The sequence below is a fragment of the Burkholderia sp. GbtcB21 genome (assembly GCF_019091065.1).
Classification (GTDB): Bacteria; Pseudomonadota; Gammaproteobacteria; order Burkholderiales; family Burkholderiaceae; genus Burkholderia; species Burkholderia pyrrocinia_C.
Map to the genome: position 1 here is coordinate 17,091 of NZ_JAGXKA010000018.1, position 22,076 is coordinate 39,166.

A 22,076-nucleotide genomic window follows, 5' to 3' on the forward strand; every position below is an offset into this window, starting at 1 on the left:
TCGCGATTACTGGGCCAGCGGCAGCTTGGACTGCGCGACGTGGGAGAGGAGGTTTTCGACGGAAACGTGCATCACGTCGGTAAAGGGCTTCGGATACAGGCCCATCAGCATCGTGAACGCGGCCAGCACGGCCAGCATCAGGAATTCGCGACGGCCGATGTCCTTCAGCTTGGCGACGTGATCGTTCGCCACCGCGCCGAAGTACACGCGCTTGTACATCCACAGCGTGTATGCGGCACCGAGGATCAGCGTGAATGCCGCGCCGAATGCGATCCAGAAGTTGTACTGGACGGCCGCGAGAATCACCATGAACTCGCCGACGAAACCCGACGTACCCGGCAGGCCGCAGTTGGCCATCGAGAACAGCATCGCGAATGCCGCGAACTTCGGCATCACGTTGACGACGCCGCCGTAGTCGGCGATCTGGCGCGAGTGCAAGCGGTCGTACAGCACGCCGATGCAGAGGAACATCGCGCCCGACACGAAGCCGTGCGAGATCATCTGGACGATCGCGCCTTCGACGCCGAGCTGGTTGAAGATGAAGAAGCCGAGCGTGACGAAGCCCATGTGCGCAATCGACGAATACGCGACCAGCTTCTTCATGTCGGCCTGCACCATCGCGACGAGGCCGATGTAGATCACCGCGATCAGCGACAGCGTGATCACGACGGGTGCCAGGAAGTGGCTCGCGTCAGGCGTGATCGGCAGCGAGAAGCGCAGGAAACCGTACGCGCCGAGCTTCAGCATGATCGCAGCCAGCACGACCGAACCGCCCGTCGGCGCTTCCACGTGCGCGTCCGGCAGCCAGGTGTGCACCGGCCACATCGGCACCTTCACCGCGAACGCAAGGAAGAACGCGATGAACAGCAGGATCTGAGGCGTCATCGCGATCTTCGCGTTCTGCCACGTCGCGAGGTCGAACGAATGCGTTTCCGTGTACAGGTAGATCAGCGCGACCAGCATCAGCAGCGAGCCGGCCAGCGTGTACAGGAAGAACTTGAACGCCGCATACACGCGGTTCGGGCCGCCCCACACGCCGATGATGATGTACATCGGGATCAGGGTCGCCTCGAAGAACACGTAGAACAGCAGGCCGTCGGCCGCCGAGAACACGCCGATCATGATCCCGGACAGGATCAGGAAGGCCGCGAGGTACTGCGCGACGTTCTCGGTGATCACTTCCCACGCGGCGATCACGACGATCACCGTGATCAGCGCGGTCAGCACGACGAACCACATCGAGATACCGTCGACGCCGAGGTGATACGCGATGTCGAAGCGTTCGATCCAGGTCGACTTCTCGACGAACTGCAGCGCAGCCGTGCTCGAGTCGAAGCCCGTGATCAGCGGAATCGTGACCGCGAGGCCGAGCAGCGAGCCGATCAGCGCGACCCAGCGGGCCGTCCCCGGATTTTTGTCGTTACCCACCGCGAGCACGAGGAGGCCGAAAACGATCGGCAGCCAGATCGCGGTACTGAGAATCGGAAAAGCGTGCATTGTTCTTGTCCCCTCGCCTTATTTGCCGCCGAGCGTTACAAACAGGGTCAAGAGCCCCAGCATGCCGATGATCATGGCGAACGCGTAGTGATAGATGTAACCGGATTGGAGGAAGCGGATCACGCCGGCGAACCAGCCGATGAACCGGGCGCTGCCGTTGACGAGACCGTCGATCACGACGACATCGCCCTCTTTCCACAGACCGCGGCCGATCGCGACCGAGCCCTTGGCAAACACCACCTCGTTGATCTTGTCCATGTAGTACTTGTTGTCGAGCAGCGTGTAGATCGGGCCGAACGCGCGGCGGATCACGGCAGGCAGCTCAGGACGCTTCAGGTACAGGAACCACGCGACCACGACGCCGGCGATCGCGAGCCACAACGGCAGCGTCGTCAGCGAGTGCAGGCCCATCGCGGCCCAGCCATGGAATTCCTTGCCCAGCTCTTCGAGGCCCGGGTGGTTTTCGCCGATGAAGATCACCTTGTCGAATGCCACGCCATGTTCGAAGAAGCTGCCGTACAGCATCGGGCCGATCGCGATCGCACCGACGATCACCGACGGAATCGCGAGCAACACGAGCGGCAGCCACACGACCCACGGGGTCTCGTGCGGTTCGTGTGCGTGGTCGTCGTGACCATGGCCGTGGCCGTGATCGTCGTGACCGTGCGCGGCCGCCATGCCCATCGGCGATTCAGGATGCTTCGGCTTGCGGAAGCGCTCTTCGCCGTGGAACACGAGGAAGTACATGCGGAACGAGTACAGCGCCGTCACGAACACGCTGGCGACCACTGCGAAGTACGCGAAGCCCGAACCCGCGAGATGCGATTCCTTCACGGCCTCGATGATCGAATCCTTCGAGTAGAAGCCGGAGAAGAACGGCGTGCCGATCAGTGCGAGCGAGCCGATCAGCGACGTGATCCACGTGATCGGCATGTACTTGCGCAGGCCGCCCATGTTGCGGATGTCCTGGTCGTGGTGCATGCCGATGATCACCGAACCCGCGGCGAGGAACAGCAGCGCCTTGAAGAACGCGTGCGTCATCAGGTGGAACAGCGCGACCGGGTACGCGGACACGCCGAGCGCGACGGTCATGTAGCCGAGCTGCGACAGCGTCGAATACGCGACCACGCGCTTGATGTCGTTCTGGATGATGCCGAGGAAGCCCATGAACAGCGCCGTGATCGCGCCGATCACCGTGACGAACGACAGCGCGGTGTCCGACAGCTCGAACAGCGGCGACATGCGCGACACCATGAAGATGCCGGCCGTCACCATCGTCGCCGCGTGAATCAGCGCCGAGATCGGGGTCGGGCCTTCCATCGAGTCCGGCAGCCACACGTGCAGCGGGAACTGTGCCGATTTACCCATCGCGCCGATGAACAGGCAGATACAGGCGACGGTCAGCAGGCCCCAGTCGGTGCCCGGGAAGTGCAGGCTCGCGAGCTCCGCGCGCTTCGCGAACACTTCGCCGTAGTTCATCGAGCCTGCGAACGCGAGCAGCAGGCCGATGCCGAGCAGGAAGCCGAAGTCGCCCACGCGGTTCACGAGGAACGCCTTCATGTTCGCGTAGATCGCGCTCTCACGCGTGAAGTAGAAGCCGATCAGCAGGTACGACACCAGACCCACCGCTTCCCAGCCGAAGAACAGCTGCAGGAAGTTGTTGCTCATCACGAGCATCAGCATCGAGAACGTGAACAGCGAGATGTACGAGAAGAAGCGCTGGTAGCCGTCTTCTTCCGACATGTAGCCGATCGTGTAGATGTGCACCATCAGCGACACGAAGGTCACGACGACCATCATCATCGCGGTCATCGAATCGACCAGGAAGCCGACTTCGAGCTTCAGCGAGCCGACCCGCATCCATTCGTAGATGGTCGCGTTGAAGCTCGCGCCGCCCATCACGTCGACGAAGACTTTCGCCGACAGGAGGAACGCGATCATCACGCCGAGGATCGTGATCCGGTGTGCGCCCTTGCGCCCGACTGCGTTCCCGAACAGCCCCGCAATCAGCGAGCCGGCCAGCGGAGCGAGCGGAATCGCCAGCAGCAGGTTTTCATTGAGTGTCGTTGACATAACAGCGTTGCCTGAAATTAACCTTTGAGCTGATCGAGATCCTCGACATTGATCGTGTCGAGCTTACGGAACAGGGTCACCAGAATCGCGAGGCCGATCGCGGCTTCCGCTGCGGCGACCGTCAGCACGAAGAACACGAAGATCTGGCCGTGCACATCGCCGAGGTAGTGCGAGAACGCGACGAAGTTGGTATTCACCGCCAGCAGCATCAGTTCGATCGCCATCAGGATGATGATGATGTTGCGGCGGTTCAGGAAGATCCCGACGATCGCGATCGCAAACAGGATCGCGCCGAGCACGAGGTAGTGAGCAAGAGTCAACATGGTTTTCTTTCCTCCGCTTAGCCGTTGGTGCTCGTACCGGCTTCGCTCTGCGCCGTTTCCGGCTCCGGCTTGTCCGCTTCCATCTTCACGAGGCGCACGCGATCGTTGCGGCGCACCTTGACCTGATCCGACACGCGCTGGCGCTTGCTGTCCTTGCCCTTGCGCTCGGTCAGCCCGATCGCGGCAATGATCGCGACCAGCAGCACGAGGCCGGCGATTTCAAACGCGAAGATGTAGTCGGTGTAGATCACCTTGCCGATCAGTCGCGTGTTCGACCAGTTGGCCATCTCGCCCGTCGCCATCGCGTGCACCGTGTGCGTGTCGCCGTAGCCGCGCCAAAGGATCAGCGCGGTCTCGATCACGATGATCGCGCCGACCACGGTCGCCATCGGTACGAAGCGCTTGAAGTCGCGGCGCAGGTAGTCGATGTTGATGTCCAGCATCATCACGACGAACAGGAACAGCACCATCACGGCGCCCACGTAGACCAGCACCAGCAGGATCGCGAGGAACTCCGCTTCCAGCAGCATCCAGATCGCGGCGGCGTTGAAGAACGCCAGCACAAGGAAAAGCGCAGACGCCACCGGGTTGCGCGAAGTGATCACCTTCAGCCCTGATACCACCAGGAGCAGCGCGAAGATGTAGAACAGTACGGTCGTGAATTCCATGATTACCGGTTCATCGTTAGGCCATAGTCAGGCGCGGCTTGCGGGACGCCCGCACCCGTCGCGGCGGCTCGGCCCATGCTGCGGGCCGGCACTGCAAACACAATCAACGATACGGCGCGTCGGCAGCCTTCGCCGCGGCGATGTCCTTCTCGTAGCGATCGCCCACCGCGAGCAGCATTTCCTTCGTGAAATACAGGTCGCCGCGCTTTTCGCCGTGGTACTCGAGAATCTGCGTCTCGACGATCGAATCGACCGGGCAGCTCTCTTCGCAGAAACCGCAGAAGATGCACTTCGTCAGGTCGATGTCGTAGCGCGTCGTGCGGCGCGTGTTGTCCGCGCGCGTTTCCGATTCGATCGTGATCGCCAATGCGGGACACACGGCCTCGCACAGCTTGCACGCGATGCAGCGCTCTTCGCCGTTCTCGTAGCGGCGCAGTGCATGCAGCCCGCGAAAACGCGGCGAGATCGGGGTCTTCTCTTCCGGGAACTGCACGGTGAACTTGCGCTTGAACGTGTAACGACCGGTCAGCGCGAGCCCCTTCAGCAGCTCGGTCAGGAAGAAGGTCTTAAAGAAGTGTTGGATTGCCGTCATGATTTCGTCCGATTACTTCACCCAGATGTTGAGCGGCGACATCATCCAGAAGCCGACCACGACCACCCAGATCACCGTGACGGGCAGGAACACCTTCCAGCCCAGACGCATGATCTGGTCGTAACGGTAGCGCGGGAACGTCGCGCGAACCCAGATGAACACCGACAGCAGTGCAAAGACCTTCAGCACCAGCCAGAAGATGCCCGGAATGAACGACAGGAACTCGAACGGTGCATCCCAGCCGCCGAGGAACAGCGTCGCAGCCAGTGCCGAGATCACGATCATGTTGATGTACTCGGCGAGGAAGAACAGCGCGAACGCCATGCCCGAGTAGTCGATCATGTGACCGGCAACGATTTCCGACTCCCCTTCCACCACGTCGAACGGGTGACGGTTCGTTTCGGCGATGCCCGAGATGAAGTAGACGACGAACGCCGGCAGCAGCGGCAGCCAGTTCCACGACAGGAAGTTCACGCCGTGGCCCGCGAAGAAGCCGTGCTGCTGCGAACCGACGATTTCCGACATGTTCAGGCTGCCGGCCGTCATCAGCACCAGCACCAGCGCGAAGCCCATCGAGATTTCGTACGAGACCATCTGCGCCGCGGCGCGCATCGCGCCGAGAAACGCGTACTTCGAGTTCGACGCCCAGCCCGCAAGGATCACCGCGTACACGCCGATCGACGAGATCGCCATCGCGTACAGCAGGCCCGCGTTGATGTTCGCGAGCACGGCCTGAGCCTGGAACGGGATCACGGCCCACACGGCGAATGCCGGCACGACGGTCATGACCGGCGCGATCAGGTACAGCCAGCGGCTGGCGGCGCTCGGCTGAATGACTTCCTTCAGCAGCAGCTTCAGCACGTCGGCGATCGGCTGCAGCAGGCCGCCGGGGCCGACGCGGTTCGGACCGAGACGCACGTGCATCCAGCCGATCAGCTTGCGTTCCCACAGAATCAGGTACGCGACGCACAGCAGGATGACGACGGAGACGACGAGGATGCGCACGACTGCCCACACCGTCGGCCACGCGAAGCCGAGAAGCTGGGCTCCGCCCGCGTTGATCGTATCGAACAAGCTCATTTACGCCTTCTCCACCACCAGTTCACCGGACAGGCTGCCGAGCGCTGCGCCGGCAGGCGTCGCCGCCGACACGCGAACGACCGTCTCCGCAAGATTCGCGTCGCGCACGGCCGGCAACTGCACCGCACGCTCGCCCTGGCGCACGCGCACGGCGTCGCCTTCCTTCAAGCCCAGCTTGTCGAACAGCGCGGCCGGCAGGGCTGCGGCATTCGCCGCCTTCGCGGCGGCCGTCAGGTGCAGTGCACCTGCGCGGCGCACGAGCGCGTCGGCGTGATAGATCGGCACATCGGCCAGGCGCTCGAAGCCGCCGTTCGCGGCATTCGCCGCGACGCGCGCCGGCGCGACCGACGTCTGGTTCGACAGACGGCCCGCGACGCCTTCATCGCCGAGCGCCGCGAGACGCACTTCTTCCGCCGTCTCGTATTCGAAGTTCGGCAGGCCGAGCAGGCTGCCCAGCACGCGCAGCACCTTCCAGGCCGGACGCGTGTCGCCGAGCGGGCGCACGACGCCGTTGAAGCTCTGCACGGTGCCTTCCGCGTTGACGAACGTGCCGGCCGTTTCCGTGAACGGCGCAACCGGCAGCAGCACGTCGGCGTAGTCGAGGCCGTGCTTGAACGGCGACATCACGACGACCATCTCGGCCTGGTTCAGCGCGGCAAGCGCCTGCGCCGGATCGGCAGTGTCGAATTCCGGTTCGACGTTCAGCAGCACGTAGCCCTTGCGCGGCTGCGCGAACGCTTCGCGCGCATTCAGGCCGCCTTCGCCCGGCAGCGCGCCGACGACGTGCGCGCCGACCGTGTTAGCCGCTTCCGTCAGGAAGCCGAACGTGGCGCCGGTGTTGTCGGCGATCCACTGGGCGACCGCGTGCAGCTTCGCGAATTCCGGATGGCGGACCGCGACGTTGCCGAGCAGCACCGCGCGGCGCTCGCCGTTCGCGAGCGACTGCGCGACCGCCTGGGCGGCCGGCGATGCGGTGACGCCGGCGAGCGTGTCGGGCAGCGCGACGCCGCGCAGTTGCGCGACGGCCGCGGCGATGCCGGCCAGCTCGTCGAGCCATGCCGACGGCGCGGCGACGATGCGCTGCGCGGTCGGGATCAGTGCGTCGTCACCGGTCGCGTGCAGGAAGTGCAGCTTCGCGCCGTTCTTCGCGGCCTGACGCAGGCGCGCGGCGAACAGCGGATGGTCGCGGCGCAGGAACGAACCGACGACGAACGCGGCGTCCACGTTCGACAGGTCGGCGATCGGCATGCCGAGCCACGGCGCGCCCTGCACCGGCGCCGAGAAATCCTGCTGACGCAGACGGAAATCGACGTTCGGCGTCTTCAGTTCGTGTGCGAGCTGCTTCACGAGGAACAGCTCTTCAGCGGTGCTGTGCGCGCTCGCGAGCATCGCCAGCGCGTTCGCGCCGTGATCCGCGGCGATGCCCTTCAGGCCCTTCGCGACGTATTCGAGCGCGGTCTGCCAGTCGGTCTCGATCCACTGGCCGCCCTGCTTCAGCATCGGCTTCGTCAGGCGCTCTTCGCTGTTGAGGCCTTCATACGAGAAGCGGTCCTTGTCCGAGATCCAGCATTCGTTGATCGCTTCGTTCTCGAACGGCAGCACGCGCATCACGCGGTTGTTCTTCACCTGCACGACGAGGTTCGCGCCGACGGAATCGTGCGGGCTCACCGACTTGCGGCGCGACAGTTCCCACGTCCGGGCGCTGTAGCGGAACGGCTTGCTGGTCAGCGCGCCGACCGGGCACAGGTCGATCATGTTGCCCGACATCTCGGAATCGACCGTCTTGCCGACGAACGTCGTGATTTCCGAGTGCTCGCCGCGGCCCAGCATGCCGAACTCCATCACGCCGGCGATTTCCTGGCCGAAGCGGACGCAGCGCGTGCAGTGGATGCAGCGCGACATTTCTTCCATCGAGATCAGCGGGCCCACGTTCTTGTGGAACACCACGCGCTTTTCTTCCGAGTAGCGCGACGACGACTTGCCGTAGCCGACCGCCAGATCCTGCAGCTGGCATTCGCCGCCCTGATCGCAGATCGGGCAATCGAGCGGGTGATTGATGAGGAGGAATTCCATCACCGACTGCTGCGCCTTCACGGCCTTGTCGGACTGCGTGTGGACGATCATGCCGGCCGACACGGGAGTCGCGCAGGCAGGCACGGCCTTCGGCATCTTCTCGACTTCGACGAGACACATCCGGCAGTTGGCCGCAACCGACAGTTTCTTGTGATAGCAGAAGTGAGGAATGTACGTATCCGCCTTGTGCGCAGCCTGGATCACCATGCTGCCTTCGGGCACCTCGACCTTCTTGCCGTCTATTTCAAGTTCAACCATGATGGTGAATGGTCCTTAACCTATTTCCGCCCGTTCGCGCCTTCGCCCGACCGTGCGCTCAAATTCCGCAACCGGTTCGCTTCAGGCCGCAGCCGCGTGCGCGTGGCCGCCGACCATGCAGTGCTTGTGCTCGACGTGGTACGCGAATTCGTCCCAGTAGTGCTTGAGCATCCCGCGTACCGGCATCGCCGCCGCATCGCCGAGCGCACAGATCGTGCGGCCCATGATGTTCTCGGCAACCGAGTTCAGCAGGTCCAGATCTTCCTGACGGCCTTCGCCGTGCTCGATACGGTTCACGACGCGATACAGCCAGCCGGTGCCTTCGCGGCACGGCGTGCACTGGCCGCACGATTCCTCGTAGTAGAAGTACGACAGACGCAGCAGCGAGCGCACCATGCAGCGCGTCTCGTCCATCACGATCACCGCGCCGGAACCGAGCATCGAGCCCGCCTTCGCGATCGAATCGTAGTCGAGATCGGTCTGCATCATGATGTCGCCCGGGATCACCGGTGCCGACGAACCGCCCGGAATCACGGCCTTGATCTTCTTGCCGCCGCGCATCCCGCCGGCGAGCTCCATCAGCGTCGCGAACGGCGTGCCGAGCGGCACTTCGTAGTTGCCCGGACGCTCGACGTCGCCCGACACCGAGAAAATCTTCGTGCCGCCGTTGTTCGGCTTGCCGATCTCGAGATAATTCTGCGGCCCGATGGACAGCAGGAACGGCACCGCGGCGAACGTCTCGGTGTTGTTGATCGTGGTCGGCTTGCCATACACGCCGAAGCTCGCCGGGAACGGCGGCTTGAAGCGCGGCTGGCCCTTCTTGCCTTCGAGCGACTCGAGCAGCGCCGTTTCCTCGCCGCAGATGTACGCGCCGTAACCGTGGTGCGCGTGCAGCTGGAACGAGAATTCGGAACCCATGATGTGGTCGCCGAGGAAGCCTGCGGCGCGCGCTTCATCGAGCGCGGCTTCGAAGCGCCGATACACTTCGAAGATTTCGCCGTGGATGTAGTTGTAGCCGACGGTGATGCCCATCGCGTATGCGCCGATGGCCATGCCTTCGATCAGCGCGTGCGGGTTCCAGCGCAGGATGTCGCGATCCTTGAACGTGCCCGGCTCGCCTTCGTCCGAGTTGCAGACGAGGTACTTCTGCCCCGGGAACTGGCGCGGCATGAAGCTCCACTTCAGGCCGGTCGGGAAGCCCGCACCGCCACGGCCGCGCAGGCCCGACGCCTTGACGTCGGCGATCACCTGCTCGGGCGGAATCTTTTCTTCGAGAATGCGGCGCAGCTGCTTGTAGCCGCCGCGCGCGACGTAGTCTTCGAGATGCCAGTTCTCGCCGTTCAGACCAGCGAGGATCAGCGGTTTGATGTGACGGTCGTGGAGGGACGTCATTTCGAGAGCTCCTCAAGCAGCTGGTCGATCTTCTCGCGGCTCATGAAGCTGCACATTCTGTGATTGTTCACCAGCAGCACCGGCGCATCGCCGCACGAGCCCATGCATTCGCCTTCCTTCAGCGTGAACTTGCCGTCGGGCGTGGTTTCGCCGAAGCCGATGCCCAGCTTCTGTTTCAGGTAGTCGGCAGTCGCTTCCGCGCCGCCGTGCGGGCCAAGCTGGCACGGCAGGTTCGTGCAGAGCGTGATCTTGTGCTTGCCGACCGGGTTGAGCTCGTACATCGTGTAGAACGTCGCGACTTCCTGCACGGCGACGGCCGGCATGCCGAGATAGTCCGCAACGAACTGCATCAGTTCGGGCGACAGCCAGCCGTGCTCTTCCTGAGCAACGGCCAACGCCGACATCACGGCGGACTGTTTCTGATCGGCGGGATACTTCGTCAACGCTCGATCGATTTCCTTCAGGCCTTCAGCTGAGATCATTTTCAGACACGACTCTTTCAATTCCTACCGAACGAAGAACCTGCCGCACACTTGGGGTGCATGGACGGCAGACCTGGCGCTCACTCTGTTGACAGCTTGCGAAGTCGCGCCGGTTCAGCGCGCATCGCGTGTGACTTACCGCTCGCCGCCCGGAGCAAACGGGCGGCGCAACCATTAGCGATCGATCTCGCCGAACACGATGTCCTGCGTACCGATGATCGTGACGGCGTCGGCGATCATGTGACCGCGCGCCATTTCATCGAGCGACGCCAGGTGCGCGAAACCCGGCGCGCGAATCTTGAGGCGATACGGCTTGTTGGCACCGTCCGACACGAGGTAGATGCCGAACTCGCCCTTCGGATGCTCGACCGCCGCGTACGCTTCGCCTTCCGGCACATGGAAACCTTCGGTGAAGAGCTTGAAGTGGTGAATCAAGTCTTCCATGTTGGTCTTCATGCCGACGCGCGACGGCGGTGCAACCTTGTGATTGTCCGTCATCACCGGGCCCGGATTCTTGCGGAGCCACTCAATACACTGTTTCGCGATGCGGATCGACTGGCGCATTTCTTCGACGCGCACCAGATAGCGGTCGTAGCAATCGCCGTTCACGCCGACCGGCACGTCGAAATCCATGCGATCGTACACTTCGTACGGCTGCTTCTTGCGCAGGTCCCACGCGATGCCCGAGCCGCGCAGCATCGGGCCCGTCAGGCCCATCTGCAGCGCACGTTCGGGGCTGACCACGCCGATCCCGACCAGACGCTGCTTCCAGATCCGGTTGTCGGTGAGCAGCGTTTCGTATTCGTCGACGCACTTCGGGAAGCGCGTGAAGAAGTCGTCGATGAAGTCGAGCACCGAGCCGCTGCGCGCTTCGTTCATCTTCGCGAGCGCCTTCTCGTTGCGAATCTTCGACGCCTTGTATTGCGGCATTGCGTCAGGCAGGTCGCGGTAGACGCCGCCCGGACGATAGTACGCCGCGTGCATCCGGGCGCCGGACACCGCTTCGTACACGTCCATCAGGTCTTCGCGTTCGCGGAATGCGTACAGGAACACGGCCATCGCGCCGACGTCGAGTGCGTGCGCGCCGATCCACATCAGGTGGTTCAGCACGCGCGTGATCTCGTCGAACAGCACGCGGATGTACTGCGCGCGCTCCGGCACGTCGATGCCGAGCAGCTTTTCGATCGCGAGCACGTAGCCGTGCTCGTTGACCATCATCGACACGTAGTCGAGACGGTCCATGTACGGCACGGACTGGATGAAGGTCTTGGATTCCGCGAGCTTTTCGGTCGCGCGGTGCAGCAGGCCGATGTGCGGATCGGCACGCTGGATGACTTCGCCGTCGAGCTCGAGCACGAGGCGCAGCACGCCGTGCGCTGCCGGGTGCTGCGGGCCGAAGTTGAGCGTGTAGTTCTTGATTTCTGCCATGACGCCCCCTTAATGTTTCAGACCGCCATAGCGATCCTCGCGGATCACGCGCGGCGTGATTTCGCGCGGCTCGATCGTCACCGGCTGGTACACGACCCGCTTCTCTTCCGGGTCGTAACGCATTTCGACATAACCCGACACCGGGAAGTCCTTGCGGAACGGGTGGCCGATGAAGCCGTAGTCGGTGAGGATGCGGCGCAGGTCGGGGTGGCCTTCGAACACGATGCCGTACAGGTCGAACGCTTCGCGCTCGTACCAGTTCGCGGAGCTCCAGATGTCGACCAGCGATGCCACGATCGGCAGATCGTCGTCCGGCGCGAACGCACGCAGGCGCAGGCGCCAGTTGTTCGTGACCGACAGCAGGTGCGACACGGCCGCGAAGCGCGGGCCGTCGTAGGCGCCGTCGCCGAAGGTCTGGTAGTCGACGCCGCAGAGGTCGATCAGTTGCTCGAAACGCAGCTTCGGATCGTCGCGCAGCGTCTTTGCGACTTCGAGGTAATCGCTCGCCTTCACGACGAGCGTCAGTTCACCGATCGCTTCGGTGAGGCTCACCACGCGCGCGCCGAGCGCGGCTTCGAGGTTTGCCTTGAGAATCTCGATTTTGCTTGCCATATTGAGGGGACGCTCGGGGCTTTATTGACGGGCGATGGTATTGGTGCGGCGGATCTTCGCCTGAAGCTGGATCACGCCGTAGACCAGCGCCTCGGCCGTGGGCGGGCAGCCCGGCACGTAGACGTCGACCGGCACGATCCGGTCGCAGCCGCGGACCACCGAGTACGAGTAGTGGTAGTAACCACCGCCGTTCGCGCACGACCCCATCGAGATCACCCAGCGCGGCTCGGCCATCTGGTCGTACACGCGGCGCAGCGCAGGCGCCATCTTGTTGCAGAGCGTGCCGGCGACGATCATCACGTCCGATTGACGCGGGCTCGGACGAAACACGACGCCGAACCGGTCCAGATCGTAACGGGCCGCGCCCGCATGCATCATCTCGACGGCGCAACACGCGAGCCCGAACGTCATCGGCCACAGCGAGCCGGTACGCGTCCAGTTGATCAGCTTGTCAGCCGTCGTGGTGACAAACCCTTCCTTCAAGACCCCTTCGATACTCATTTGCTTTCCACTCCAGACGAGCGACCGAGCGTGGCCGCCCATGCAAACCGGCGATTAACCCATCACTCCCAGTCGAGCCCGCCTTTCTTCCAGATATAGGCAAAGCCCAGCAGGAATTCGAGCAGAAAAATCATCATTGCGATGAAACCCGGCCAGCCGATGTCCCGGAGCGCGACGCCCCACGGAAACAGGAATGCGGTTTCGAGATCGAAGATGATGAACAGGATGGCGACGAGGTAATACCGGACGTCGAATTTCATCCGGGCGTCTTCAAAGGCTTCGAAGCCGCACTCGTACGGTGCGTTCTTCTCGACGTCCGGCTTGTTGGGACCAAGGAGCTTGCCGATGCTGACCAGCGCTATACCTAAACCAGTGCCCACGAGGAGGAACAACAAAACGGGGTAATAGGCTGCGAGGTTCAAGGCAATCCTCTATCGGTTGGTTCTGAGCGTCCGGAGAATACCACTTCCGGCGGAAGGAATCATTTCGGAGTGCAGGCGATCGCAAGACAACCGCAAGGACACCCCAGAAATGAAAAATGCCAGCCACTGGAAGCGGCTGGCATTGAGTAACTTTGGTGCCGACGGCGAGACTCGAACTCGCACAGCTTTCGCCACTACCCCCTCAAGATAGCGTGTCTACCAATTTCACCACGTCGGCACTGCATGCAACTCGGGTTGTGCTGCTTGTTTCCCGCGAATCGCTTCAAGACTTAAATTCTAACCCGACTTCTAGAATTGTTCAACGCACAAACGCAAAAAATTTAACTTTTTATTTCGGGACGTCCTGGCCCGGCGCGCTTGCAGCCGAACCCGCAGCAGCGGATGCCGCAACGGCCGGCGCCGACGCTGCAGGCGCCGATGCCGGTGCGGTCGCAGCCGCGCCGAGCACGCCTGCCGACGGCGTCGACTTGTACGAACCGAGGTACGTCAGCGCGAGCGTCGCGATAAAAAAGATCGTCGCGAGAATGCCCGTCGTGCGCGACAGGAAGTTCGCCGAGCCCGTCGCACCGAACAGGCTGCCCGACGCGCCGCTGCCGAATGCAGCGCCCATGTCGGCACCCTTGCCGTGCTGCAGCAGCACGAGACCAATCACACCGAGTGCAGACAGCACCTGCACCACAATAATCAGCGTCTTGAATAACAGCATCACACCCACCCGATTGGATCGGGCGACCGGATCGACCGGCCGCCTTCATGGTTCAATTCGATCGCAGACCGCTCAACGCGCGGCCCGGCAGATCGCCAGGAAATCTTCCGCCTTCAGCGACGCGCCGCCGATCAGGCCGCCGTCGATGTCCGGCTGCGCAAACAGCTCTTCCGCGTTGTCCGGCTTCACGCTGCCGCCGTACAGCACGGACACGTCAGCCGCGCCCTTTGCCGCGAGACGCGCACGCAGGAACGCGTGCACGTCCTGTGCCTGCGCCGACGTCGCGCTCTTGCCCGTGCCGATCGCCCAGACCGGCTCGTACGCGACGACGATGCGCGCAGCCTCGTCGGCCGTCAGCACGGCCAGCACCGCGTCGAGCTGCGCACCGACGACCTGTTCGGTCGCGCCCGACTCGCGCTCGTCGAGCGTCTCGCCGACGCACACGACCGGCGTGAGGCCGGCCGCGAGTGCGCGCTGCGTCTTCGCCGCGACCGTCTCGTTGCGCTCGCCGTGATACGCGCGACGCTCCGAGTGGCCGACGATCGCATAGCGTGCGCCGAATTCCGCAACCATCGCGGCCGCCACTTCGCCGGTGAACGCGCCCTGCTCGTGCGCGGACACGTCCTGCGCGCCCCAGGCGACACGACCACCGTCGAGCTGCGCCTGAACCTGCGCGAGATAGGGGAACGGCACGCACACGCCGACCGACGTTTCGGCCGCCACCGCGCCCGCGCCCTGCACCACTTCGTTCAGCAACGCCTGGTTGCCGGCCAGCCGGCCGTGCATCTTCCAGTTGCCGATCACCCGCTTAGTTCTCTGTTTCGACATCGTGTCTGTCTCGTCACCGCTGTGTCATTAACGCGCCGGAAACCGGCCGTCAGGTTTGATCTGGCGAAGCAAACCCGCGATTTTACTGCGCACGGCTTGAACCGGTCAAACCGCGCATGTCAAGGCCGGCCGCACGGGCCGTCAGGCGTTCGTACCCCAATCGAGCACGATCTTGCCGGTATGCTCGCTGCTTTCCATCAGCGCGTGCGCCTGCGCGGCTTCCGCGGCCGGCAGCACACGATAGATCACCGGCTTGATGCTGCCGTCGGCGATCAGCGGCCACACGCGCGCCTTCAGTTGCGCGGCGATGCGCGCCTTGAACTCGACCGGGCGCGGCCGCAGCGTGGAACCCGTGACCGTCAGCCTGCGCCGCAGGATCTCGCTCAGGTTGACGTCGGCCTTCGCGCCGCCGAGCAGCGCGATCAGCACGAGACGGCCGCCGTCCGCGAGCGCGGACAGCTCGCGCGGCACGTACGAGCCCGCCACCATGTCAAGGATCACGTCGACGCCGCGATCGTGCGTCAGCGACTTCACGACCTCGACGAAGTCTTCGGTCTTGTAGTTGATTGCGCGCTCCGCGCCGAGCGCCTCGCACGCACGGCACTTGTCGGCGGTGCCGGCCGTCGCGAACACGCGAAAACCGAGCGCATGCGCGATCTGGATCGCCGTCACGCCGATGCCGCTCGAGCCGCCCTGCACGAGCAGCGTTTCCTGCTCGCCGCCCTCGCCCGCGCCGAGCTGCGCACGGTCGAACACGTTGCTCCACACGGTGAAAAACGTTTCAGGCAGCGACGCGGCCTCGATATCGGTGAGCCCGTCGGGCACCGGCAGGCATTGCGGCAGCGGTGCGACCGCATACTCGGCATAACCGCCGCCCGCGAGCAGCGCACACACGCGATCGCCGAGCTTCAGGCCGAACGGGTTCAGCGCGGCATCGGACAGGTCGCCGCCGACGATCTCGCCCGCGACCTCGAGGCCCGGCAGATCCGACGCGCCCGGCGGCGGCGCATAGGCGCCCTTGCGCTGGAATACGTCGGGCCGGTTCACGCCGGAAGCCGCCACCTTGATCAGCACCTCGCCGCGCTTCGGTTCGGGGCGCGGACGCTCCGCAAGCTTCAGCACGTCGGGGGCGCCGAATTCGGTGATTTCGATGGCTTTCATGGTGACGGTGGCTCCAGGATCGGAATCGGATGGCGCCCGTGCGCGCGGCACGGGCGCCTCGCCGGCGCTGCTGCGCCGCACAACGATGCTACAGAAAAAACGGCCGGCGCGCTTTCGCGCTGCCGGCCGTTGGTCCGCCTGCCCGCTTACTGCTGCGGCGGCGCGTCCGACTGCGACGCTGCCGCTGCTTCATTCAGCAGCGCCTTTGCCGACAGACGCACGCGACCCTTCTCGTCCGTCTGGATCACCTTGACCTTGACCTGCTGACCTTCCTTCAGGTAGTCATTGATGTCCTTCACGCGCTCGTTGACGATTTCCGAGATGTGCAGCAGGCCGTCCTTGCCCGGCAGCAGGTTCACGATCGCGCCGAAATCGAGCAGCTTCAGCACCGTGCCTTCGTACACCTGGCCGACTTCGATCTCGGCCGTGATGTTCTCGATGCGCTTCTTCGCTTCGGCCATGCCGTCGCTGTTCGTGCTCGCGATCGTCACGACGCCGTCGTCCGAGATGTCGATGGTCGTGCCCGTTTCTTCCGTCAGCGCACGGATCACCGAACCGCCCTTGCCGATCACGTCACGGATCTTTTCCGGGTTGATCTTGATCGTGATCATGCGCGGCGCGAATTCGGACAGCTGCGTGCTCGCACCCGAGACCGCCGACGTCATCTTGCCGAGGATGTGCATGCGGCCTTCCTTCGCCTGCGCGAGCGCGACCTGCATGATTTCCTTCGTGATGCCCTGGATCTTGATGTCCATCTGCAGCGCCGTCACGCCTTGCTCCGTGCCGGCCACCTTGAAGTCCATGTCGCCGAGGTGATCTTCGTCGCCGAGGATGTCGGTCAGCACCGCGAACTTGTTGCCTTCGAGGATCAGGCCCATCGCGATGCCCGCGACGTGCGCCTTCATCGGCACGCCGGCGTCCATCAGCGCGAGGCAGCCGCCGCACACCGATGCCATCGACGACGAACCGTTCGACTCGGTGATTTCCGACACGACGCGGATCGAGTAGCCGAATTCGTCGGCGCTCGGCAGGCACTTGACCAGCGCGCGCTTCGCGAGGCGGCCGTGACCGATTTCACGGCGCTTCGGCGAGCCGACGCGACCCGTTTCGCCGGTCGCGAACGGAGGCATGTTGTAGTGGAGCATGAAGCGCTCGCGATACTCGCCTTCGAGCGCGTCGATGATCTGCTCGTCACCCTTCGTGCCGAGCGTCGCGACGACCAGTGCCTGCGTCTCGCCGCGCGTGAACAGCGCCGAGCCGTGGGTGCGCGGCAGCACGCCGGTGCGGATCTCGATCGGGCGCACGGTGCGCGTATCGCGGCCGTCGATGCGCGGCTCGCCGTTCAGGATCTGCGAACGGACGATCTTTGCCTCGATGTCGAACAGGACGTTGCCGACGGTGGCCTTGTCGGCAGCAACCGTGCCGGCCGCCAGCGCGTCTTCCTCGAGCTTCGCCGAAGTCGCCGAATAGACTTCCTTCAGCTTCGCCGAGCGAGCCTGCTTGTCGCGGAGCTGGTAAGCGGCGAGCAGGTCGTTCTGCGCCAGTTCGGTCACGCGTGCGATCAGCGCCTCGTTCTTCGGCGCCGGCTGCCAGTCCCACTCGGGCTTGCCGCCTTCGCGCACCAGTTCGTGGATCGCGTCGATCGCCACTTGCATTTGCTCGTGGCCGAACACCACGGCGCCCAGCATCACGTCTTCCGACAGCTGGTCGGCTTCCGATTCGACCATCAGCACCGCGCGTTCCGTACCCGCGACGACGAGGTCGAGGCTCGACGCCTTGATCTGGTCACGCGTCGGGTTCAGCACGTAGGCGTTGTCGATGTACGCGACGCGCGCGGCACCGACCGGGCCGTTGAACGGCAGGCCCGACACGGCGAGCGCAGCCGATGCGCCGATCAGCGCGGGGATGTCCGCCGGGATTTCCGGGTTCACGGACAGCACGTGGATCACGACCTGGACTTCGTTGTAGAAGCCTTCCGGGAACAGCGGGCGCAGCGGACGGTCGATCAGGCGCGACGTCAGCGTCTCGTGCTCCGACGGACGGCCTTCGCGGCGGAAGAAGCCGCCCGGGATCTTGCCGGCCGAGTAGGTCTTTTCGAGGTAGTCGACGGTCAGCGGGAAGAAATCCTGACCCGGCTTCGCCGACTTCGCGCCGACGACGGTTGCCAGCACGACGGTGTCTTCGACGTCGACGATCACGGCGCCGCTTGCCTGGCGAGCGACTTCACCGGTTTCGAGGCGCACCTTGTGCTGGCCCCACTGGAATTCCTTCACGACCTTGTTGAACATGGACATGGTTGCTCCTTTGAATTCATGCATTTCATTCGCCGCACGGGCCATCCCGCGCGGCGGCGTCCCGACCGAATCACCCGGAGCAAGGTGTGTTTTTTATGCCATTCCAGCGCGGCGCTCGGGCAGCGACGCGCTGGAATGACACAAATCCCGACCCCGGTATCAGCCGTTCCGGCAATCCGGCACCAACGTGCAGGACAGCCTGCGGTGCGTGTGACGCTACGCACCGCGCAAAAACAAAATGCCTGTATCAGCGGACTGACACAGGCATCTTGCTGGCGGCAATCGCCTCGATTACTTACGCAGACCCAGCTTCTCGATCAGTGCGCGGTAACGGTCGGCATCCTTGCCCTTGAGGTAGTCGAGCAGCTTGCGGCGGCGGCTAACCATGCGCAGCAGGCCGCGGCGGCTGTGGTGATCCTTCGCGTGGGTCTTGAAGTGACCCGTCAGTTCGACGATACGTGCGGTCAGCAGTGCGACCTGGACTTCGGGCGACCCCGTGTCGTTGGTACCGCGGGCGAACTGAGCAACGACTTCCGACTTCTTGATATCTGCAACAGACATGTGATTTCCTTAGTTTCCTACTTACTAACTGAACAGGCGGACACGGAAGAATGGCCGTGCCGTGACTTACAACCGGCGGGCATTGTAACACAACTCCACACCGTTCCTACCGCCCCTGTCACGGGCGCGTCATCGAACAGGCAGACGGCATTTCCGTGCGCTGCGCCGGCACCGCGAGCACCGTCCGGAAACCGTAGCCCGAACCCTCGTTGTCGAAGCGCACGCCCGGCTTGCCGGCCTTGTCCATCTCCATCACGTAAAGGGGCTGGATCAACTGGTGATCCTGCGCGCGCATCCGCGACGCGTGGAAGCCGTCGTCGAACGACAAGCCCTCGAGCGCACGCGCAACCGCGACGGGGTCGGCCGACCCCGCGCGGGTCATCGCGGCGGCCAGCATCTCGATCATCACGCTCATTCGCCGCACCGGATAGTCGTCCTGCGCGGCCGGAAAACGGGTCCGGAACGCGCGGTAGAACGCGTCGGATTTCGCGCCGCCCGCGTTCGGGTGCCAGTCCGCCACGGCGACGACCCGCCCGACGCCCGCATCGCCGAGCGCGGCCGGCGCGCCGAGGCTGTTGCCGTAGAACGTATAGAACTTCGCATTCAGCCCCTGCTCACGCGCCGCCTTCACGAGCAGCGTGAGGTCGTTGCCCCAGTTGCCGGTCACGACGGCGTCCGCGCCGCTCGTACGGATTTTCGCGATATACGGCGAGAAATCCTTGATCCGGCCGATCGGGTGGAATTCGTCGCCGGCGATCGTCACGTCCGGGCGCCGCGCGGCCAGCGCCTGCCGCGCGAGCGTGCTGACGTCGCGGCCGAAACTGTAGTCCTGGTTCAGCAGATAGACCTTGCGCAGCGCGCGGTCGCGCGCCATCACGTCAGCGAGCGCGGCCATCCGCATCCCCGCGTGCGCGTCGAAGCGGAAATGCCAGAAACTGCAGCGCGCGCCGGTCAGCGCCGGATCGTCGGCCGAATAGTTGAGGAACAGCATCCGGTTATCCGGGTCGCGTGCGTTCAGCTTGTCGAGCGCCGCGACGAGCGCGGCCGCGACGGCCGAACTGTTGCCCTGCGCGACGAAACCGATATGCCGGTCCGCAGCCGCGCGCAACTGCACGAGCGCCTCCTCCGGGCTGCCCTTGCTGTCGAGCACGACGAGCTCGAGCGGATGCGCGCCGTCGCGCAGCTTCACGCCGCCCGACGCGTTGACCTGCTCGACGCCGAAGCGCAGGTTGCGCTCGACCGCCGCGCCGGCGTTCGCGAACGGGCCCGACATCCCTTCGATCAGCGCGATCCGCACCGGCTCGCCGCCGGCAAACGCGGACGACACCAGCATCCACCCCGCGCTCAACGCGAGCGCGCACCGCTTCCACCCCTGCATCGGCTACCTGCCCTTCGATCTGCCCGAGAAGCGCGGATCATAGGCCGGCGCCCCTGCCGACCGCAAGCGCGACAGCGCCGGCGATCCGTACCGATTTTTTCGATGCGATGTGCCGTCGCGCGCCGTCCGTGATAAAACGGATCCTGTTTCCGTATTCTGGAGAATCCCCATGCGCATACGCATTCCCGCGCGCCTGCCGGTGCTGCTCGCCTGTGCCGCCACGCTGCTGGCCGGTTGCGCACAACCGTGGCAGCAATACCAGGCGGGCCAGGACGAGTCGGCGATCGTCGCGCGCATGGGCCCGCCGCGCGAGATCTACGACCTGCCCGGCGGCGGCAAGCGGCTGATGTGGCCGACCCAGCCGATGGGCGAGGTCACGATCGCGGCCGACGTCGACGCGTCTCACAAGATCGTCAACGTCCGCCAGGTGCTGCAGCCGAGCGAGTTCTATCGTGCGGAGATCGGCAAGTGGACGAAGACCGATGTCCTCGTCAATTTCGGACGCCCCGTCGAGACGTCCTACTTCCCGCTGATGAAGCGCGAGGTATGGACGTACCGGTATCTCGAGGACAACGTCTGGTACATGATGTACAGCTTCTACTTCGATCCGCAGGGGATCCTGCGCATCACGCAGAAAACGCCGGACCCGCTGCACGACCCCGATCGCCGCAACCTGTTCTGACCGATTACGCATTTACGCGCAACTTTCACAATGGCCATTCACGAATTATTGCGCGAATGGCCACTCCTTTTTTCCGCTATCCAATTAATCCAGGAAATCCGACGGAAATCTTTTCCGATCGATGACATGCCAATGGCAACACGCTGAAATCCCCGTCACGCGGGCCTTTGCGCGAAAACAGGCATGCGCAACGCATGTCATGCGTTGGGTTGGTGCACGCAATGCACTACACCAATCCAATTTGAAACAATTTGTTTCAATGCCCCCGGAATGCTAGGGCATACCCCTAATATCAGTCGAAATTCGAACCTTTCAATCCAGAAAGAATCCTATTACGCCATTTCGGCCGATATTTATTTGCCTTTGTCATAAAGGAGTCCTCATGAATCGCCCCAAGAGCATGCTGGTTGCCAACATCGCCTGGGCCCGCGAGACGCGCGAACACACGCCCGGCTTTTTCGACGCGCTCGCGCGCGGCCAGAATCCGCGCGTGCTGTGGATCGGCTGCTCGGACAGCCGCGTGCCCGCCGAAACCATCACGCACTGCGCACCCGGCGAGTTGTTCGTCCATCGCAACATCGCGAACCTGTTCCATCCCGACGACGATAATTCCGCCAGCGTGCTCGAGTACGCGGTGCGCGTGCTGCAGGTCGACCACGTGATCGTGTGCGGGCACTACGGGTGCGGCGGCGTGCGCGCGTCGTTGCTGCCGCCGCCGTCCGAGCTGCCGCACGTCGCGCGCCGCATCGCACCGCTCTGCGCGCTCGCGCGGCGCCATCGCGACACGCTCGACGGGCTCGACGACACGGCCGCCGCCGACCGCCTCGCCGAGCTGAACGTGCTCGAACAGGTACGGCTGCTGCGCGCGTCGCCGATCGTGCGCGGCCGGGAACGACCGCCGCTCGTGCACGGCTGGATCTTTTCGCTCGCCGACGGCCGCCTGCAGGAACTCGATTCCGGCTACGCGACGCCGCCTGCCAATGTCGAGCCCGTGCAGGCCGCTGCGGCCGCCGCGCTCGGCTGATTCCCCCGCCCCCTACGCCA

General features: G+C 64.1%; 21 protein-coding genes and 1 tRNA gene. 2 read left to right on the top strand and 20 right to left on the bottom strand.

Annotated elements, in window-relative coordinates:
• Window positions 1-6 precede the first annotated feature (6 nt).
• The 20 genes from KVT39_RS30680 to KVT39_RS30775 all read right to left on the bottom strand — a co-directional run bounded on the left by KVT39_RS30680 (window position 7) and on the right by KVT39_RS30775 (window position 20,350).
• Window positions 7-1,497 (bottom strand): NADH-quinone oxidoreductase subunit M, encoded by a 1,491-nt coding sequence (locus tag KVT39_RS30680; RefSeq protein ID WP_217590888.1) that lies wholly within the window; start codon window positions 1,495-1,497, stop codon window positions 7-9.
• An 18-nt stretch (window positions 1,498-1,515) separates the two neighbouring features.
• Window positions 1,516-3,570 carry an NADH-quinone oxidoreductase subunit L gene (gene nuoL, locus KVT39_RS30685; protein WP_034184893.1) on the bottom strand — a complete coding sequence of 685 codons (2,055 nt, stop codon included), beginning with the start codon at window positions 3,568-3,570 and terminating at the stop codon, window positions 1,516-1,518.
• Between the two features lie 17 nt (window positions 3,571-3,587).
• The gene (nuoK, locus tag KVT39_RS30690; RefSeq protein WP_004185739.1) at window positions 3,588-3,893 is read right to left on the bottom strand and encodes an NADH-quinone oxidoreductase subunit NuoK; all 306 of its coding nucleotides are present in this window, start codon (window positions 3,891-3,893) and stop codon (window positions 3,588-3,590) included.
• Window positions 3,894-3,910: 17 nt separating this feature from the next.
• The gene (locus tag KVT39_RS30695) at window positions 3,911-4,561 is read right to left on the bottom strand and encodes an NADH-quinone oxidoreductase subunit J (RefSeq protein WP_034184892.1); all 651 of its coding nucleotides are present in this window, start codon (window positions 4,559-4,561) and stop codon (window positions 3,911-3,913) included.
• A 103-nt stretch (window positions 4,562-4,664) separates the two neighbouring features.
• Window positions 4,665-5,153, bottom strand: a complete 489-nt coding sequence (gene nuoI / locus KVT39_RS30700; protein ID WP_006478270.1) for an NADH-quinone oxidoreductase subunit NuoI — start codon at window positions 5,151-5,153, stop codon at window positions 4,665-4,667.
• Window positions 5,154-5,165: 12 nt separating this feature from the next.
• Window positions 5,166-6,233: an NADH-quinone oxidoreductase subunit NuoH gene (gene nuoH / locus KVT39_RS30705; RefSeq protein ID WP_034184891.1), complete on the bottom strand. Its 1,068-nt coding sequence runs from the start codon at window positions 6,231-6,233 to the stop codon at window positions 5,166-5,168.
• Window positions 6,234-8,564, bottom strand: coding sequence for an NADH-quinone oxidoreductase subunit NuoG (gene nuoG, locus KVT39_RS30710; protein ID WP_034184890.1), 2,331 nt, complete (start codon window positions 8,562-8,564; stop codon window positions 6,234-6,236).
• Window positions 8,565-8,645: 81 nt separating this feature from the next.
• Entirely contained in the window at window positions 8,646-9,956 is a 1,311-nt protein-coding gene (gene nuoF, locus KVT39_RS30715) for an NADH-quinone oxidoreductase subunit NuoF (protein ID WP_034184889.1), read from the bottom strand.
• Window positions 9,953-10,438: an NADH-quinone oxidoreductase subunit NuoE gene (gene nuoE, locus KVT39_RS30720; RefSeq protein WP_006756903.1), complete on the bottom strand. Its 486-nt coding sequence runs from the start codon at window positions 10,436-10,438 to the stop codon at window positions 9,953-9,955. Before nuoE ends, nuoF begins: the two co-directional genes overlap by 4 nt.
• A 174-nt stretch (window positions 10,439-10,612) precedes the next feature.
• Window positions 10,613-11,866, bottom strand: a complete 1,254-nt coding sequence (locus KVT39_RS30725; protein ID WP_034184888.1) for an NADH-quinone oxidoreductase subunit D — start codon at window positions 11,864-11,866, stop codon at window positions 10,613-10,615.
• Between the two features lie 9 nt (window positions 11,867-11,875).
• Window positions 11,876-12,478, bottom strand: a complete 603-nt coding sequence (locus tag KVT39_RS30730) for an NADH-quinone oxidoreductase subunit C (protein ID WP_034184887.1) — start codon at window positions 12,476-12,478, stop codon at window positions 11,876-11,878.
• Window positions 12,479-12,499: 21 nt separating this feature from the next.
• A complete protein-coding gene (locus KVT39_RS30735) occupies window positions 12,500-12,979 on the bottom strand; it encodes an NADH-quinone oxidoreductase subunit B family protein (RefSeq protein WP_006398799.1) in 480 nt (159 codons plus the stop codon).
• A 62-nt stretch (window positions 12,980-13,041) separates the two neighbouring features.
• The gene (locus tag KVT39_RS30740) at window positions 13,042-13,401 is read right to left on the bottom strand and encodes an NADH-quinone oxidoreductase subunit A (RefSeq protein WP_006398798.1); all 360 of its coding nucleotides are present in this window, start codon (window positions 13,399-13,401) and stop codon (window positions 13,042-13,044) included.
• Window positions 13,402-13,554: 153 nt separating this feature from the next.
• Window positions 13,555-13,639: transfer RNA gene (locus KVT39_RS30745), tRNA-Leu, on the bottom strand.
• Window positions 13,640-13,750: 111 nt separating this feature from the next.
• A complete protein-coding gene (gene secG, locus KVT39_RS30750) occupies window positions 13,751-14,128 on the bottom strand; it encodes a preprotein translocase subunit SecG (protein WP_034184886.1) in 378 nt (125 codons plus the stop codon).
• 72 nt (window positions 14,129-14,200) lie between these two features.
• Window positions 14,201-14,956 (bottom strand): triose-phosphate isomerase, encoded by a 756-nt coding sequence (gene tpiA / locus KVT39_RS30755; protein WP_034184885.1) that lies wholly within the window; start codon window positions 14,954-14,956, stop codon window positions 14,201-14,203.
• 141 nt (window positions 14,957-15,097) lie between these two features.
• On the bottom strand, window positions 15,098-16,117 hold the full coding sequence (locus KVT39_RS30760) for an NAD(P)H-quinone oxidoreductase (RefSeq protein WP_034184884.1): 1,020 nt from the start codon (window positions 16,115-16,117) through the stop codon (window positions 15,098-15,100).
• A gap of 146 nt (window positions 16,118-16,263) precedes the next feature.
• Window positions 16,264-18,411, bottom strand: a complete 2,148-nt coding sequence (gene pnp, locus KVT39_RS30765) for a polyribonucleotide nucleotidyltransferase (protein WP_217590889.1) — start codon at window positions 18,409-18,411, stop codon at window positions 16,264-16,266.
• Window positions 18,412-18,702: 291 nt separating this feature from the next.
• The gene (rpsO, locus tag KVT39_RS30770) at window positions 18,703-18,972 is read right to left on the bottom strand and encodes a 30S ribosomal protein S15 (RefSeq protein ID WP_006398792.1); all 270 of its coding nucleotides are present in this window, start codon (window positions 18,970-18,972) and stop codon (window positions 18,703-18,705) included.
• 118 nt (window positions 18,973-19,090) lie between these two features.
• Entirely contained in the window at window positions 19,091-20,350 is a 1,260-nt protein-coding gene (locus KVT39_RS30775; protein WP_217590890.1) for a branched-chain amino acid ABC transporter substrate-binding protein, read from the bottom strand.
• Between the two features lie 169 nt (window positions 20,351-20,519).
• On the opposite strand from KVT39_RS30775, the gene KVT39_RS30780 reads away from it, so the two are divergent.
• The gene (locus KVT39_RS30780; RefSeq protein ID WP_217590891.1) at window positions 20,520-21,032 is read left to right on the top strand and encodes a hypothetical protein; all 513 of its coding nucleotides are present in this window, start codon (window positions 20,520-20,522) and stop codon (window positions 21,030-21,032) included.
• A gap of 382 nt (window positions 21,033-21,414) precedes the next feature.
• Window positions 21,415-22,056 carry a carbonic anhydrase gene (locus tag KVT39_RS30785; RefSeq protein ID WP_034184880.1) on the top strand — a complete coding sequence of 214 codons (642 nt, stop codon included), beginning with the start codon at window positions 21,415-21,417 and terminating at the stop codon, window positions 22,054-22,056.
• Window positions 22,057-22,076 lie beyond the last annotated feature (20 nt).